The organism is Streptomyces sp. NPDC046977 (assembly GCF_040644455.1).
GTDB lineage: Bacteria > Actinomycetota > Actinomycetes > Streptomycetales > Streptomycetaceae > Actinacidiphila.
The window spans coordinates 26,967-42,322 of the sequence record NZ_JBEYWO010000021.1; the positions used below are offsets into that span (position 1 = coordinate 26,967).

Consider the following 15,356-nt stretch of genomic DNA (forward strand, 5'->3'; position numbering starts at 1 on the left):
AGGTGCCGGGCCTCGGTGCACCTCAACCTCGTCCGTTGGGGGGAACGCCTAATGCCGGGAGTGGGGCCCGTGGGACGAATCCGTGTTCTCGTCGTGGACGACCACCGCATCTTCGCCGAGTCGCTTGCCGCGGCCCTGGCCGCGGAACCCGATGTGGACGTGTCGGCGGCCGGCAGCGGGGCCGCCGCCCAGCGCTGCCTGGAACGCGCGGCGGCCGACGGCCGCCGCTACGACGTACTGCTGGTGGACGCCGACCTCGGGTCGGCCGCCGGCGCGGCGGGCGTGCGCACGCTCAACGCCGTGGACACCGCCGCCGCTTCGGCCTCCGGCGCGCCCGCCGCGGCCGGCGGCACGCCGGCCGGTGTCGACGGCATCGCCCTGGTGGAACGCGTCAGGAGCGAACACCCCGCCACCCGCACGGTGGTGCTCGCCGAACGTGACGACGCCCGCCGTGCCGCCCGCGCGCTGCAGGCCGGTGCGTCGGGCTGGGTGGCCAAGGACTGTTCGCTGTCGCGGCTGCTGGCCGTCATGCGCGGGGTGCTGCGGGACGAGACCCATCTGCCGCCCGCCCTGCTCACCGGTGTGCTGCGGGAGTTGACCGCCGCGCGCCGGCACCGCACCGAGAGCGAGCAGCTGGTGGAGTCGCTCACCCCGCGCGAGCAGGAGGTTCTGCGCTGCATGGTGGCGGGGCTGGGACGCAAGGCGGTGGCCGAGCGGCTGTACCTGTCCCCGCACACGGTCCGCACCCATATGCAGAACGTGCTCGGCAAGTTGGGCGTCCACTCGACGCTGGCTGCCGTGGCACTGGCCCGGCGGGCCGGGGTGCCCCCCGTGGAGGGCGACGGCGGCCGGGTGGGCTCGGCGGCCCCGGCGTGACACGACGGCGGCCCGCCCTCCCCGGAACCGGGAGAGCGGGCCGCCGCGTCACCGCGATGTCCTAGCGACCGCCGCCGCCTTCACCGCCACGGCCACCGCCGTCGCCGCCACGGCCGCCACGGCCGCCGCCTTCGCCACCGCGACCGCCGCCTTCGCCACCGCGACCACCACCGCCGCCGTAGTTGCCGCCGCCGCCACGGCCGTCGTCGCGGCCACCGCCACCGCCACCGCAGCCACCGCCGCCGCCGTAGTTGCCGCCGCCACCGCCGCCGCCGTAGTTGCCGCGGCCGCCGCCGTCGCCACCGCGACCGCCGCCGCCGCCACGGCCGCCACCGTTGTCGCCGTAGTCGCTCACGCTGAAGCCACGGCTGCCGCCGCCACCGCCGCCGCCTTCACCGCCACGACCGCCGCCTTCACCGCCGCGACCGCCGCCTTCACCGCCACGGCCTCCGCCGTCGCCGCGGCCGCCACCGCCACCGCGGCCGTCGTCGCGGCCTCCGCCGCCACCGCCCCCGCCGCCGCCGTAGCAGCCACCGCCACCCCCGCCGATGCCACCGCCGCCGATACCGCCGATACCGCCCCCGCCGATGCCACCGATACCGCCGATGCCACCGCCGCCAATGCCGCCGACGCCGCCGCCACCGCTGAGTTCATTGGCGGCGCAGACGCGCGGCGACGGGCCGACGTTGGCGATGTAGCGCCCGGCCGACCATGCGTAGAGGTTCTGGGCCAGGCGGTACCAACGCGGGTTGCCACCGATGTCCTGGCCATTGGTCTTGCAGACAATCGAGACCAGGGAGTTGTACGGGAGCACGCCCACCGAGCTGAACTGCGTGCCCGGGCCGCTGCGGACGCGGAGACCGATGCGGGCGATGACACGGCCCTGGTAGAGGGCGTTGTTGGGGAGGGCTGCCGATGCGGACGCGATCTCACCGGACAGGTCCGGGAGGTCCTCGCCGGCGCCCACGCTTTCCGTGTTCCCCGAGGGAGCCGGCGCGGCCTTCGGCGCGCCGGGTGCAACCGTCTCGTTGGCGAACGCGGTGCCCATCGTGGCAAAGGCAAGGGTGCCGGCCAAGGCGCCGGTCACCGCTGTCGCGGCCATCTTGCTTGCGCGGGTGTGCAGAGTCATCTGCATCTCCAAGGTGGAGCGGGACCCGAGAGGGCCCAGGGATTGGAAGCCGGCGCGGCTCGGCGCCTGTCAAAAAATGGCGCCGGTGCTCGGGTGCGCCGGCAGCCGCAAAGGTGGCCATCCGGGCCTTTATGCGGCGTTCACGTAGATCACGCTAAATCTGCCACTTTGGGTACGCAACCGGTGGCAGAGCGTGGTCGTTTGTGATCTTCCGCGGCCGATTACGCCGCGTAATCGGCCTCAGCTCGGGATGTTGTCGAAAGGCGCCGTCAACTGGCGCAGAAGACCGGCGAGTTCCCCGCGCTGGCGGTCGGAGAGTTCGCCGAGGATCGCCCGTTCCTGTGCCAGCAGGCCCGCCAGGGCCTGGTCGGCCCGGTCGCGGCCCTCCGGGGTGAGCCGTACGAGGACACCGCGCCGGTCCGAGGGGTCGGGGAGCCGTTCCACCAGACCCTTCTTCGTGAGCCGGTCGATACGGTTGGTCATCGTGCCCGATGTCACCAGCGTCTGGGTGAGCAATTGCCCGGGGGAGAGCTGATAGGGCGCGCCCGCGCGGCGCAGCGACGTGAGGACGTCGAACTCCCAGGGCTCCAGGCCGTGCTCGGAGAACGCCAGGCGGCGGGCCCGGTCCAGGTGCCGGGCCAGCCGGCTGACCCGGCTGAGCACCTCGAGCGGTTCGACGTCGAGGTCAGGGCGCTCCCGGCGCCACGCCGCGACCAGCCGGTCGACCTCGTCCTCCATGGGGATCAGTGTAGTGGTTCTGTCGACATGAAGTCTCTTGACATCAAGAGATTAGGTCCGCAACCTTGTGGGCAAGGTCGGCGGCAGGAAGAGATCCACCTTTCGTCAGGGAGTTCGAGACATGCCAGCAGCATCGTGGGACCCGCAGCAGTACCTCCGGCACTCCACCCACAGGACGCGTCCCTTCCACGACCTGCTGGCCCGGATACCGGAGCTCCCCGGCGCGTCCCCGCGCATCGCCGACATCGGCTGCGGCCCGGGCAACGTCACGGCCCTGCTCGCCGACCGCTGGCCCACCGCGCGCGTCACCGGCTTCGACAGCTCCGCCGAGATGCTCCAGGCCGCGCAGGCCCACGCGGGCCCCACCCCCGGGGGCGGCAGCCTGGACTTCCGGGCCGCCGACGCCGCCCACTGGGTGCCCGGCGAGGACTACGACCTGATCGTCTCCAACGCCGCCCTCCAGTGGGTCGAGGGCCACGCGGAACGCTTCCCCGAATGGACCGCGCACCTGGTGCCCGGCGGGGTGCTCGCCTTCCAGGTGCCGGGCAACTTCACCTCCCCCAGCCACGCGCTGCTGGGCGAACTGTGCGACTCCCCGGCCTGGCGCCACCGGCTCGGCGACGGCCACGGCCGCCGCTACGTCCACATCCTCGAACCGGCCGCCTACCTGGAACGCCTCATCGACATCCCGGACATCGACGTGGACGTCGACGTCTGGGAGACCACCTACGTCCAGTTGCTCCAGGGCGAGGACCCGGTCCTGGAATGGACCAAGGGCACCGCCCTGCGCCCCGTGCTCACGGAACTGGCCGACGATCCCGCGGCCGCCGCGGAGTTCCTCGGCCAGTACCGCGATCTGCTGCGCAAGGCCTACCCCACGGGCCCGCACGGCACCGTCTTCCCGTTCCGGCGGATCTTCGCCATCGCGCGAAAGGCCCGGTGACCGCCGTGATAGCCGCGCTCGACCATGTCCAGCTCGCGGCGCCGCCCGGCACCGAGGAGCGGCTGCGCGCCTACTACGCCGGCGTCCTCGGCATGACCGAGGTGCCCAAGCCGCCCGTGCTCGCCGCCCGCGGCGGATGCTGGTTCGCCTCCGGCGCCGCCCAGGTGCACATCGGGGTGGAGGAGGACTTCCGCCCCGCCCGCAAGGCCCACCCGGGCCTGCGCGTCCGGGACATCCGCGCGTACGCGGAGCTGCTGGAGTCCCGGGGGGCGAAGGTCGTCTGGGACGACGACCTGCCGGGCCACCGCCGCTTCTACTCCGAGGACCCGGTCGGCAACCGCCTGGAGTTCCTGGAGCCCGACCCGGCCTGAGCGCGGACTGCCGACCGCGAGGGCGGCGGGCCTACAGCGTGAGGAACGCCGCCCCCAGCAGCGCCGCCCCGGCGATCCCCGCCACCCAGGCGGTACGGGTCCACCGCAGCCCGCCCGCCAGCACCAGTGCCGCCAGCAACAGGGCGCCCCCGAACGGGATCCAGGTGTGCAGCACGCCGGCCGTGCCGACGCGCACCACCGTGTCGGTGCCGGGCTCGACGGCGACCGGCAGCCGTTCGCCGACACGGTGCGTGACCGCCTTGTCGATCGTCACCTTCGCCCGGATGGAGCCGAGGCCGTCCGGCACGAAGGGCCCCGTGCAGGTGTCGGTGGCGCACGCGGAGACGGTCATCGTCCCCCGCTCGCGCCCCTTGGTGAGCATCGCGTGCTGCGCGGTCTTCCACGAGGTCCACACCCCGGCCGCGAGGATCAGCAGGACCAGTGCGCTCAGCACCACGATCCGCGCGACCAGCAGCAGACCCCACGTGCTCTCGGCAGTGCGGCGGGCAAGACTCCGTTTGGCCATGCGGGCGATCCTTGGCCATCGCCTGGCCCTGGGTCAACCTCGCAGGTGGGTCAGCTGTTGTAGGTGCCCTGCGCCCGCTCCAGGCCCTCGCAGATCAACGCCTCCACGGCGTCGGCCGCGCGGTCCACGAACCAGTCCAGCTCCTTGCGCTCCGTGCCGGAGAAGTCCTTGAGCACGAAGTCCGCCACCTGCATCCGGCCCGGCGGGCGCCCGATGCCGCAGCGCACCCGCAGATAGTCGGGGCCGAGCGACTTGGTGATCGACTTCAGCCCGTTGTGCCCGTTGTCGCCGCCGCCCTGCTTCAGCCGCAGCGTCGCGTAGTCGATGTCCAGTTCGTCGTGGACGGCGATGATGTTGCCGAGCGGCACCTTGTAGAAGTCGCGCAGCGCGGTCACCGGCCCGCCCGAGAGGTTCATGTACGTCATCGGCTTGGCCAGGACCACCCGGTGGCCGCTGACGCGCCCCTCGACCACCTGCGAGCGGCTCTTGTGGGTCTTGAAGCGCCCGCCGATCCGGTCGGCGAGCAGATCGGCCACCATGAAGCCGATGTTGTGCCGGTTGCCGGCGTACTCCGGTCCGGGGTTGCCCAGTCCGGCCACCAGCCAGGGCCCCGCGGGGGCGCTTTCCGCTGCGCTCATGCTCATGGCGTCCATTCAACAGGACCGCCGTCCCGCTCCTGGCGGAGCGGGACGGCGGTCGTGAAAAGCGTGCTGCGTGCCGCTGGTTACTCGGCCGCGGCCTCGGCACCCTCGGCGCCCTCGCCCTCCTCGCCCTCACCCTCGGCGGGGGCCTCGGCCTGCGCCGCGACGACCTGGAGGACGACGGTGTCCTCCTCCACGGCCAGGGTGGTGCCCTTGGGGAGCGGGATGTCCTTGGCGAGGATGGAGGTACCGGCCTCCAGGCCCTCGACGGAAACGGTCACGCCGTCGGGGATGTGGGTCGCCTCGGCCTCGACCGGCAGCGCGTTGAGGACGTGCTCCAGCAGGTTGCCGCCGGGGGCGAGCTCGCCCTCGGTGCTGACCACGATCTCGACGGTGACCTTCTCGCCGCGCTTGACCGCGAGCAGGTCGACGTGCTCCAGGAAGCCCTTCAGCGGGTCGCGGGTGACGGCCTTGGGGATGACGAGCTCCTTGCCGTCACCCTCGATGTCCAGGCTGATCAGGACGTTCGGGGTGCGCAGCGCGAGCAGCAGCTCGTGGCCCGGCATGGAGACGTGCTTGGGCTCCTGGCCGTGGCCGTAGATGACACCGGGGACCTGGTTCGCGCGGCGGATCCGGCGGGCGGCGCCCTTGCCGAACTCGTTGCGCAGCTGGGCGGCGATCTTCACCTCGGACATGGGGATCACACTCCTCGTAGTGACGACGGGACTTCTGTCTGGTCGCCCAGCCCACGACGGGCCGTTCCACTTACGAGGAGCGCGTCGATAACGGAGTCCACCGCCGGAAACGGCAGCGGCCTCCCTCGCCGAGCAACTCGGTGAGTCTACCCGGCGGGGAGGCCGCCCCGGAAATCGATCAGCGGGTGATCAGTTCGCGTCCTCGAAGAGGCTCGTCACGGAACCGTCCTCGAAGACCTCGCGGACCGCGTTGGCGAGGGTCGGCGCGATCGACAGCACGGTGATCTTGTCGAGTTCCAGCTCGCCCGGCGTCGGCAGCGTGTCCGTGAAGACGAACTCGCTGACCTTGGAGTTCTTCAGCCGGTCCGCGGCCGGGCCGGAGAGCACACCGTGGGTCGCGGTCACGATGACGTCCTCGGCGCCGTTGGCGAACAGGGCGTCCGCCGCCGCGCAGATGGTGCCACCGGTGTCGATCATGTCGTCCACCAGGACGCAGATGCGGCCGCGCACATCACCGACCACCTCGTGCACGGTGACCTGGTTGGCGACGTCCGGGTCGCGCCGCTTGTGGACGATCGCCAGCGGGGCGCCGAGCCGGTCGCACCAGCGGTCGGCCACCCGCACGCGGCCGGCGTCGGGGGAGACCACGGTGAGCTTGGAGCGGTCGACCTTGGCGCCCACGTAGTCGGCCAGCAGCGGCAGCGCGAACAGGTGGTCCACCGGCCCGTCGAAGAAGCCCTGGATCTGGTCCGTGTGCAGGTCGACGGTGAGGATGCGGTCGGCACCGGCGGTCTTCAGTATGTCCGCGACGAGCCGCGCCGAGATGGGCTCGCGGCCGCGGTGCTTCTTGTCCTGCCGGGCGTAGCCGTAGAAGGGCACGACCACGGTGATGCGCTTGGCGGAGGCCCGCTTCAGCGCGTCGATCATGATGAGTTGCTCCATGATCCACTTGTTGATCGGAGCGGTGTGGCTCTGGATGACGAAGGCGTCCGAGCCGCGCGCCGACTCCTCGAAACGGACGTAGATCTCACCGTTCGCGAAGTCGAAGGCCTTGGTCGGCACAAGGGAAACGCCCAGCTCGCGTGCCACCTCCTCCGCGAGCTCGGGGTGTGCGCGGCCGGAGAAGAGCATCAGCTTCTTCTCACCGGTCGTCTTGATCCCGGTCACTGCACCGTCTCCTTGATGTTCAACGCAGCTTCGCCCACGATCGGCAAGCCGGCGGAATTGTGTGCACCTCACACGGTACGCGCTGCTGGAGGTGGCCGCGCACGTGAGAATGGCCTCTTCCGGCCCGCCCCGGGTCCGGCTAGACGTCCCGCTCGTCCTGCTGGGCGCGTTCGGCGGCGTGCGCCGCGGCGCTGCCCGGGCGCTTCCGGGCCACCCAGCCCTCGATGTTGCGCTGCTGACCGCGCGCGACGGCGAGCGAACCGGCGGGCACGTCCTTGGTGATGACCGAGCCCGCGGCGGTGTACGCGCCGTCCCCGACTGTGACGGGCGCCACGAACATGTTGTCCGAGCCGGTGCGGCAGTGGGAGCCGATGGTGGTGTGGTGCTTGGTCTGTCCGTCGTAGTTCACGAACACGCTGGCCGCGCCGATGTTGGTGTACTCGCCGATGGTCGCGTCGCCGACGTACGACAGATGCGGCACCTTGGTGCCCTCGCCGACCGTGGCGTTCTTCATCTCCACATACGTGCCGGCCTTGGACTTCAGGCCAAGCCGCGTGCCGGGACGCAGGTAGGCGTACGGGCCCACGCTCGCCGCCTCGCCGATCTCGGCGCTGTCGCAGACCGCGTTGACCACGCGGGCACCGGGGCCGACGACGGTGTCGGTCAGGGTGCAGTTGGGGCCCACCTCGGCGCCCGCGGCGAGCCGGGTGGCGCCGTACAGCTGGGTGTTCGGCAGCACGACGGTGTCGGGCTCGAACTCCACCGTGACGTCCACCCACGTGGAGGCCGGGTCCATGATGGTCGCGCCTTCGAGCATCGCCCGTTCCAGCAGGCGGTCGTTGAGCAGCCGGCGGGCTTCGGCGAGCTGCACGCGGTTGTTGATCCCGGCGATCTCGCGGTGGTCGGCGGCCACGCAGGCGCCGACGCGGTGGCCGGTCTCGCGCAGGATGCCGAGGGTGTCGGTCAGGTACTCCTCGCCCTGGGCGTTGTCCGTGGTCACCTTGGCCAGCGTCTGCGCCAGCAGCGCCGCGTCGAACGCGAACACCCCGGAGTTGATCTCGCGGATGGCGCGCTGCTCGTCGTCGGCGTCCTTCTGCTCCACGATCGCCAGCACCGAGCCGTCGCCGCCGCGCACGATGCGGCCGTAGCCCGTCGGGTCGGGGACCTCGGCGGTCAGCACGGTCACGGCGTTGTCGTCGGCGGCGTGCGCGGCGACCAGGGAGCGCAGCGTGTCCGGGGTGAGCAGCGGGGTGTCGCCGGCGGCGATCACCACCGTGCCGCTGAGCTCGGGGAGTTCCGCGAGACCGACGCGGACCGCGTGGCCGGTGCCGTTCTGCTCGTGCTGGATCGCGGTGCGGATCGACGGGTCGATCTCGCCCAGGTGCGCGGTCACCCGGTCCCGGGCGTGGCCCACGACGACGAGCAGGTGCTCGGGGTCCAGGGCGTTCGCGGCGGCGACGACGTGCCCCACCAGGGAGCGGCCACTGATCGCGTGCAGGACTTTGGGGGTTGCCGACTTCATGCGGGTGCCCTCACCCGCGGCAAGGACGATGACGGCAGCCGGGCGGTGGGCGCTCACGGAACGGGCTCCTCGGCGTGGGGTGACAGACACCCGCAGGATACCGGGGCGTAACGGGCGCCCGGCGGGGAAGGCCCGAAAACCGGGGACAACCCGGGAGAGGCGCTCCGCTGCCAGGATTCGAACCCGGACTTAAGGGACCAAAACCCTCAGTGCTGCCGTTACACCACAGCGGATGGCACATGCCGTCGTACCGGACGCCTCCGCGGAGGTGCCCGTTCGGCCTCCCCCACTATGCCGCACCGAGGCCCCCCAATGCGACGACAAAGATCGGCACTTCTCCTTCCCCGATCGTGGGTACATGTGCCAAGAGCCGTATTCCGGTCGACACGCGCGCTCGGTTCGGCCGTCACGTGGAGTTGCCGGAACTACGGCACCGTAGGTTACGGTTGCGTAGCTTCCCGACATCGTGAGGGACCCCCATGACCACACAGACCGACGTGATCACCGAGTCCCCGGAACCCGGGTCCGGCGACGACACCTCGACTCCCCGAGCCACCCTCGGCGCGGACCGGAAAGGGTCCCTCGAGCAGATCACCCTCGGGCTCTTCATCGGCATCCCCTTCCTCGCACTCGTCGCGGCGATCCCGCTCGCGTGGGGCTGGGGCCTGAGCTGGCTCGATCTCGGCCTGATGGTCGGGATGTACTTCCTGGGCTGCCACGGCATCACCATCGGCTTCCACCGGCACTTCACCCACGGCTCGTTCAAGGCCAACCGCCCGCTCAAGATCGCCCTGGCGATCGCGGGCTCCATGGCCGTCGAGGGCCCGGTCGTCCGCTGGGTCGCCGACCACCGCAAGCACCACAAGTTCTCCGACGCCGAGGGCGACCCGCACAGCCCCTGGCGCTACGGGGAGACCCTGCCGGCCCTGCTGAAGGGTCTGTGGTGGGCGCACATGGGCTGGCTCTTCGACGAGGAGCAGACCCCGCAGCAGAAGTACGCCCCGGACCTGGTCAAGGACCCGGCGATCCGGCGCGTGAGCCGCGACTTCTGGCTCTGGACGACCGTCTCGCTGGGGCTGCCCCCGCTCGTCGGCGGTCTGGCCACCATGTCGTGGACCGGCGCCCTCACCGCCTTCTTCTGGGGCTCCCTGGTCCGCGTCGCGCTGCTGCACCACGTCACGTGGTCGATCAACTCGATCTGCCACGCGGTCGGCAAGCGCCCCTTCCGCTCCCGCGACAAGTCCGGCAACGTCTGGTGGCTGGCCGTCCTGTCCTGCGGCGAGTCCTGGCACAACCTGCACCACGCCGACCCGACCAGCGCCCGGCACGGCGTGCTGCGCGGCCAGATCGACTCCAGTGCCCGCATCATCCGCTGGATGGAGCTGCTCGGCTGGGCCACGGACGTGCGCTGGCCGACCGCCGACCGTATCGCGGCCCGCCGTAAGGAAAGTGTCAGCGAAGCGGCATGATTGACGGGTGAGCGACGGCAGCAGTAGCAGCAGAGGAAGCGAGGCGGCCACGTCCTCCCGGCGTACCCGCCGGGTGCGCATGACGGGCAAGGAGCGCCGCGAGCAACTCCTCGACGTGGGCCGCACGCTCTTCGCCGAACGAGGCTTCGAGGCCACCTCCGTCGAGGAGATCGCGCACAAGGCGGGCGTGTCCAAGCCCGTGGTGTACGAGCACTTCGGCGGCAAGGAGGGCCTCTACGCCGTCGTCGTGGACCGCGAGATGCGCCAGCTGCTGGACATGGTCACCGGGGCGCTCACCGGTGGCCATCCGCGCGAACTGCTGGAACAGGCCGCCTTCGCCCTCCTGGACTACATCGAGCAGTTCACCGACGGCTTCCGGATCCTCGTCCGGGACTCCCCGGTCGCGCAGTCCACGGGCACCTTCGCCTCGCTGATCAGCGACATCGCCACCCAGGTGGAGGACATCCTGGGCATGGAGTTCAAGCAGCGGGGCTTCGACCCCAAGCTCGCCCCGATGTACGCGCAGGCGCTGGTCGGCATGGTCGCGCTCACCGGGCAGTGGTGGCTGGACGCCCAGAAGCCGAAGAAGGCCGAGGTCGCCGCGCACCTGGTCAACCTCTCCTGGAACGGGCTGTCCGGCCTGGAGCCCAGGCCCCGGCTGATCGGCCACCGCAAGAACTGAACCACGCAAGCGGTCCCGGCACGCCGAAGGCGCCGCACCCCGGACGGGGGCGGCGCCTTCGCCGTACGGGACGGATCAGCCGGTGTTGCGCAGACCGGCCGCCACACCGTTGACGGTCAGCAGCAGCGCCCGGGCCAGCAGCGGATCGGGCTCCTCGCCGCGGGCGGCGGCCTCCCGCTGCCGGTGCAGCAGCGCCACCTGGAGGTAGGAGATCGGGTCCAGGTAGGCGTCCCGGATGTGGAAGGTCTGCCGCAGCGCCGGCTGCGCGTCCAGCAGCTCCGCCTCACCGGTGATCCGCAGCACCTCGGCGACCGTCAGCTCGTGCTCCGCCGTGATGACGTCGAAGACGTGCTTGAGCTCGTCCGGCACCAGGGTGTCCACGTAGTGCCGGGCGATCCGCAGGTCCGTCTTGGCCAGCGTCATCTCGACGTTGGACAGGAAGTTGCGGAAGAAGTGCCACCGCTCGTACGCCTCGGCGATGTCCGCCTCACGGCCCGCCTCCCGGGCCGCCTTCAGCCCCGAGCCGACGCCGAACCAGCCGGGCACGATCTGCCGCGACTGCGTCCAGCCGAACACCCACGGGATCGCCCGCAGGCCGTCCAGGCCCGCGCCGCTGTCCGGGCGGCGCGACGGCCGGGATCCCAGGTGCAGCTCCGCGAGCTGGTCGACCGGTGTGGAGGCGAAGAAGTACGCCGGCAGGTCCGGGTCCTCCACCAGCCGCCGGTAGGCCGCGTGCGCGGCGTCGGAGACCACGTCCATGGCCGCGTCCCAGCGGGACAGCGCCGCGTCGGACTGCCGAGGCGCCGTGTGCAGGGCCGAGGCCTGCAACGTGGCCGCCACCGTCAGCTCCAGGTTCTCCCGGGCCAGCGACGGGATGAGGTACTTGTCGGAGATGACCTCGCCCTGCTCGGTCACCTTGATCTCGCCCTCCAGCGTGCCCCACGGCTGCGCCAGGATCGCGTCGTGGGTGGGGCCGCCGCCCCGGCCCACCGTGCCGCCGCGGCCGTGGAACAGCCGCAGCCGCACCCCGTGCCGGTGCGCCACGTCGCGCAGCCGCCGCTGCGCGCGGTGGATCTCCCACTGCGAGGTGGTGATGCCGCCGAACTTCGAGCTGTCGCTGTAGCCGAGCATGACCTCCTGCACGTCCCCGCGCAGCGAGACGAGCTTGCGGTACGAGGGGTCGGAGAGCATCTCGTCGAGCAGCCTGTCGGCGACCTTCAGCTCGTCGGTGGTCTCCAGCAGCGGCACGATGCCGATCCTGGCGACGTCCCCGTGCAGGTCGATCAGCCCGGCCTCGCGCGCGAGCACCGCCGCCGCGAACACGTCGTCCGAGCCGAGGCACATCGAGATGATGTACGACTCCACGACCTCGGGCCCGAAGCGCTCGAAGGCCTCGGCGATGGTGTGGAAGACGCCCAGCGTCTTCGCCCCGTCCGCGTCCAGCGGCGCGGGGGTGGGCGCCAGCGGACGGCGCGAGCGCAGCTCCTTGGCGAGCAGCTTGCGCCGGTACTCGCGCGGCATGTCCGCGTACCGCCAGGACTCCTCGCCGAGGCGGTCGAAGAGCTGGCCGAGGGCGTGGTGGTGGGCGTCCGCGTGCTCGCGCACGTCCATCGTGGCCAGCTGCAGGCCGAAGGCCGACAGCGTGCGGATGGTGCGGTCCAGACGGCCGTCGGCGATCAGCTCGCCGCGGTTGGCGCGCAGCGACTCCTGGATCAGGCGCAGGTCGGCCACCAGCTCGGAGGTGCCCAGGTAGTCCTTGCCGGGGACGTGCGGGGTGCCGGTGGCCAGCCGCTCGCGCGTGTTGAGCAGCTTCTGCCGGATGCAGGTGGCCTTGAGCCGGTACGGCTCCTCCGCGTTCAGCCGCCGGTAGCGCGGGCTGATCCCCGGAAGCCGCTTGAGGTCCTCCTCCAGATCGGCCAGCAGCTCCGGGCTGGCCCCGGAGTTGCGGATCGAGTTCGACAGCATCGCCCGCAGGTCGTCCACGAGCTCCAGCGCGTCGGTGATGCCGTGCTCGTGCTGGAGGATCAGCACGTCCCAGGTGACCTGCGGCGTGACGTTCGGGTTGCCGTCGCGGTCGCCGCCGATCCACGTGCCGAAGGTCAGCGGGCGGGTCTCCGGCGGCAGCGGCACCCCCACCCGCTCCAGCTCGGCGGCCAGGTCCTCCAGCACGTCGCCCACGGCGCGGGTGTGCAGCTCGTCCAGGTAGTAGATGGCGTTGCGCGCCTCGTCCGCGGGCTCGGGACGCACCACGCGCAGCTCGTCGGTCTGCCACAGCAGGTCGATGTTCTCCGCCAGCCGCACATCGGTCCTGCGGCGGTCGGTGTCCTGCGGCTTGTCCAGCAGGGCGGCGATGCGGCGCAGCTTGTTGAGCACGCTGCGGCGGGCCGCCTCGGTCGGGTGGGCGGTGAAGACCGGCCGCACATTGAGGTTGCGCACGGACTGGCGCAGGTGGTCGGGATCGGCGTCCTTCAGCAGGTCCGCGGTACGGGCCAGCAGGCTCCCGTCGGTGGCCCGCCGGGTCCGCAGCTCACGGCCGCGGTGCACCTGCTCGGTGACATTGGCGAGATGGAAGTAGGTGGAGAAGGCGCGCACCAGTTTGGCGGCGGTCTGCAGATCCGTGTCGCCGAGAAGGGCGGCGGCGGCCTCGCCGTCGCTGCGGGTCAGCGCCCGCACCTTCTCCACGAGGTCGAGGAGTTCCTGGCCTTCCTGCCGTACGAGCGTCCCGCCGAGGAGGTCCCCCAGGCGGCGGATGTCCGCGCGCAGGGGTGCGCTCTCGGTCGTGTTGTCGGCGCTGCTCACAGGTGCGGCTCCTAGTGCAGTGGTATGGATCGCGGCAAGAAACGCAAGGGCGCCCCGCTTGGCGGGTCGTCCGGGGGGCGGACCGCGCTGTCCGACGCCACCAGGATAGAAGGGCCGTCCGCCCGCGACCGGGGCTGACCGCCAGGCGGACAGCGCCGCGTCTAGGCTGGGCCGTATGAGTACGACGGGGGAGTACGTACCGGACGGAGCTGGAGGACGGAGCCGGGGGGCCGCCGGGCCGTGGTGGTGGGCCCGGCGGCGCGGCATGGTCCTCGACGTGGTGCTGGCCGCCGTGTCCGCGCTGGAGTGCCTCGTCGAGGGCGTGGCCTTCGCGGAGAAGACCGGCGTGTCCCCGGTCGTCGCGGGCGTCTTCGGGCTGCTGGCCGGCTCCCTGCTGGTGCTGCGCCGGCGCTGGCCGGTGGCGGTGGTCCTCGTGTCCATCGCGATCACGCCCGCCCAGATGGGCATCCTGCTCAGCGTCGTCGGCCTCTACACCCTGGCCGCCTCCGACGTGCCCCGGCGCATCATCGCCGTGCTGTCCGGCATGACCATGCTCGGCACGCTGATCGTCACCTTCCTCCAGATGCACGGCGACCTCAGCTCCGGCACCTACCACGCACCGCTCGCCGCGGTCGCCCTCACCTCCGTGCTCGCGGCGCTCGGCGTGACCGCGCCCCCCGTACTGCTCGGGCTCTACGCCGGCGCCCGGCGGCGGCTCGTGGAGTCGCTGCGCGAGCGGGCGGACGGCCTGGAACGGGAGTTGTCGCTGCTGGCGGAGAAGGCGTCCGAGCGGGCCGAACGGGCCCGCATGGAGGAGCGCACCCGCATCGCCCGCGAGATGCACGACGTGGTCGCCCACCGCGTGAGCCTCATGGTCGTCCACGCGGCGGCGCTCCAGGCGATCGCCGTCAAGGACCCCGAGAAGGCCTCGGCCAGCGCGCAGCTCCTCGGCGACATGGGACGCCAGGCGCTCAACGAGCTCCGCGAGATGCTGGGCGTCCTGCGGGCGGGGCCGGCCGTGCCGGCCGGGCCGGCTGTGCCGGCTGTCACCGTGCCCGTGGAGCCCGCCCCCGCGGACTCCCCCACGCCCGCCGGCGAGCCCGACGACTCCGGGCCCTGCCTCGCGGAACTCCACGCCCTCGTCGAGGAGTCGCGGGCGGCCGGCATGCACGTGGAGTACACCGTCGAAGGGGCGCAACGGCGGCTCGCCGCGCGCGTGGAGGCCACGGTCTACCGCGTGGTGCAGGAAGCGCTCACCAACGTCCACAAGCACGCACCGGGCGCCCGCGCCCGCATCCGCCTGGCGTACCGCGAGGCGGAGGTCGCCGTCCTCGTGCAGAACGGGCCGTCGGGCGGGGCACCGCGGTTGGCTCTGCCGAGCGGGGGGAACGGGCTCATCGGCATGCGGGAGCGGGTGGCCGCCCTGGGGGGCGGCTTCGCCGCGGGCACCACCCCGGAAGGGGGCTTTCGCGTCTCGGCCCTCCTCCCGACCTGACGCTTTCGCTGTGCCTGGGTTTTTCCCCGCCCTCCCGCCCGTGTGCCCTGTGAAGTCAGGTACCCCGACGCGAGTTGTGTGGGGGCCGGGTTCGGGGCCTCCGGGGCTGCCATTCTGGACAGCACATTTAGGTGCCTCAGGCACCCGCCTTGAGCACTCCGGGTCATGCACCCAAATATGCTCCACAGTCCAGAACGCCACCCCTCCAACCCCGCCCCCTCCGTTTCGCCATGCGCCTGATCCCCGGTGGGTGGTGTGAGGCGCCACCGTGCTCGGGCACCCGTTGACGCAGCGCCGTCCAAG

At 71.9% G+C, this 15,356-nt stretch carries 14 protein-coding genes and 1 tRNA gene; 6 read left to right on the top strand and 9 right to left on the bottom strand.

All coding sequences use genetic code 11. The annotated features are described in order from the left end of the window. Nucleotides 1–69: 69 nt before the first annotated feature. The gene (locus tag ABZ883_RS27895) at nt 70–876 is read left to right on the top strand and encodes a response regulator transcription factor (protein WP_360910786.1); all 807 of its coding nucleotides are present in this window, start codon (nt 70–72) and stop codon (nt 874–876) included. A gap of 61 nt (nt 877–937) precedes the next feature. Here ABZ883_RS27895 and ABZ883_RS27900 read toward each other — a convergent pair whose 3' ends face one another. Further along, nucleotides 938–2,005: an SH3 domain-containing protein gene (locus tag ABZ883_RS27900; protein WP_360910788.1), complete on the bottom strand. Its 1,068-nt coding sequence runs from the start codon at nt 2,003–2,005 to the stop codon at nt 938–940. A gap of 240 nt (nt 2,006–2,245) precedes the next feature. After that, nucleotides 2,246–2,743 carry a MarR family transcriptional regulator gene (locus ABZ883_RS27905; protein WP_360910790.1) on the bottom strand — a complete coding sequence of 166 codons (498 nt, stop codon included), beginning with the start codon at nt 2,741–2,743 and terminating at the stop codon, nt 2,246–2,248. A gap of 121 nt (nt 2,744–2,864) precedes the next feature. Between ABZ883_RS27905 and ABZ883_RS27910 the strand changes: the two genes are divergently transcribed. Then, the gene (locus tag ABZ883_RS27910) at nt 2,865–3,686 is read left to right on the top strand and encodes a trans-aconitate 2-methyltransferase (RefSeq protein WP_360910792.1); all 822 of its coding nucleotides are present in this window, start codon (nt 2,865–2,867) and stop codon (nt 3,684–3,686) included. 5 nt (nt 3,687–3,691) lie between these two features. Further along, the gene (locus tag ABZ883_RS27915; protein ID WP_360911023.1) at nt 3,692–4,057 is read left to right on the top strand and encodes a VOC family protein; all 366 of its coding nucleotides are present in this window, start codon (nt 3,692–3,694) and stop codon (nt 4,055–4,057) included. A gap of 31 nt (nt 4,058–4,088) precedes the next feature. Here ABZ883_RS27915 and ABZ883_RS27920 read toward each other — a convergent pair whose 3' ends face one another. The 6 genes from ABZ883_RS27920 to ABZ883_RS27945 form a co-directional block, all read right to left on the bottom strand. Next, nucleotides 4,089–4,583: a hypothetical protein gene (locus ABZ883_RS27920; protein ID WP_360910794.1), complete on the bottom strand. Its 495-nt coding sequence runs from the start codon at nt 4,581–4,583 to the stop codon at nt 4,089–4,091. A gap of 50 nt (nt 4,584–4,633) precedes the next feature. Then, entirely contained in the window at nt 4,634–5,221 is a 588-nt protein-coding gene (gene pth / locus ABZ883_RS27925) for an aminoacyl-tRNA hydrolase (RefSeq protein WP_360910796.1), read from the bottom strand. A gap of 86 nt (nt 5,222–5,307) precedes the next feature. Then, nucleotides 5,308–5,919 carry a 50S ribosomal protein L25/general stress protein Ctc gene (locus ABZ883_RS27930; protein WP_360910798.1) on the bottom strand — a complete coding sequence of 204 codons (612 nt, stop codon included), beginning with the start codon at nt 5,917–5,919 and terminating at the stop codon, nt 5,308–5,310. 189 nt (nt 5,920–6,108) lie between these two features. Beyond that, a complete protein-coding gene (locus tag ABZ883_RS27935; RefSeq protein WP_360910800.1) occupies nt 6,109–7,086 on the bottom strand; it encodes a ribose-phosphate diphosphokinase in 978 nt (325 codons plus the stop codon). A gap of 139 nt (nt 7,087–7,225) precedes the next feature. Then, the gene (gene glmU, locus ABZ883_RS27940; RefSeq protein WP_360910802.1) at nt 7,226–8,665 is read right to left on the bottom strand and encodes a bifunctional UDP-N-acetylglucosamine diphosphorylase/glucosamine-1-phosphate N-acetyltransferase GlmU; all 1,440 of its coding nucleotides are present in this window, start codon (nt 8,663–8,665) and stop codon (nt 7,226–7,228) included. A 105-nt stretch (nt 8,666–8,770) separates the two neighbouring features. Further along, nucleotides 8,771–8,841: transfer RNA gene (locus tag ABZ883_RS27945), tRNA-Gln, on the bottom strand. A gap of 246 nt (nt 8,842–9,087) precedes the next feature. Between ABZ883_RS27945 and ABZ883_RS27950 the strand changes: the two genes are divergently transcribed. Then, entirely contained in the window at nt 9,088–10,077 is a 990-nt protein-coding gene (locus ABZ883_RS27950; protein ID WP_360910805.1) for a fatty acid desaturase, read from the top strand. A 79-nt stretch (nt 10,078–10,156) separates the two neighbouring features. Continuing rightward, complete coding sequence (locus ABZ883_RS27955) at nt 10,157–10,759, top strand: TetR/AcrR family transcriptional regulator (protein WP_360911025.1); 603 nt, start codon at nt 10,157–10,159, stop codon at nt 10,757–10,759. Between the two features lie 75 nt (nt 10,760–10,834). On the opposite strand, the gene ppc is transcribed toward ABZ883_RS27955, so the two are convergent. After that, the gene (gene ppc, locus ABZ883_RS27960; protein ID WP_360910807.1) at nt 10,835–13,558 is read right to left on the bottom strand and encodes a phosphoenolpyruvate carboxylase; all 2,724 of its coding nucleotides are present in this window, start codon (nt 13,556–13,558) and stop codon (nt 10,835–10,837) included. 175 nt (nt 13,559–13,733) lie between these two features. Between ppc and ABZ883_RS27965 the strand changes: the two genes are divergently transcribed. Further along, the gene (locus tag ABZ883_RS27965) at nt 13,734–15,053 is read left to right on the top strand and encodes a histidine kinase (protein WP_360910809.1); all 1,320 of its coding nucleotides are present in this window, start codon (nt 13,734–13,736) and stop codon (nt 15,051–15,053) included. The last annotated feature ends 303 nt before the right edge of the window (nt 15,054–15,356 follow it).

Bases quoted from the DNA above. Each gene is read 5' to 3' on its own strand.
- ABZ883_RS27930 (WP_360910798.1), bottom strand. From the start codon at position 5,919: ATGTCCGAGGTGAAGATCGCCGCCCAGCTGCGCAACGAGTTCGGCAAG.
- ABZ883_RS27900 (WP_360910788.1), bottom strand. From the start codon at position 2,005: ATGACTCTGCACACCCGCGCAAGCAAGATGGCCGCGACAGCGGTGACC.
- ABZ883_RS27905 (WP_360910790.1), bottom strand. From the start codon at position 2,743: ATGGAGGACGAGGTCGACCGGCTGGTCGCGGCGTGGCGCCGGGAGCGC.
- ABZ883_RS27910 (WP_360910792.1), top strand. From the start codon at position 2,865: ATGCCAGCAGCATCGTGGGACCCGCAGCAGTACCTCCGGCACTCCACC.
- ABZ883_RS27950 (WP_360910805.1), top strand. From the start codon at position 9,088: ATGACCACACAGACCGACGTGATCACCGAGTCCCCGGAACCCGGGTCC.
- ABZ883_RS27920 (WP_360910794.1), bottom strand. From the start codon at position 4,583: ATGGCCAAACGGAGTCTTGCCCGCCGCACTGCCGAGAGCACGTGGGGT.
- ABZ883_RS27955 (WP_360911025.1), top strand. From the start codon at position 10,157: ATGACGGGCAAGGAGCGCCGCGAGCAACTCCTCGACGTGGGCCGCACG.
- ABZ883_RS27965 (WP_360910809.1), top strand. From the start codon at position 13,734: ATGAGTACGACGGGGGAGTACGTACCGGACGGAGCTGGAGGACGGAGC.
- pth (WP_360910796.1), bottom strand. From the start codon at position 5,221: ATGAGCGCAGCGGAAAGCGCCCCCGCGGGGCCCTGGCTGGTGGCCGGA.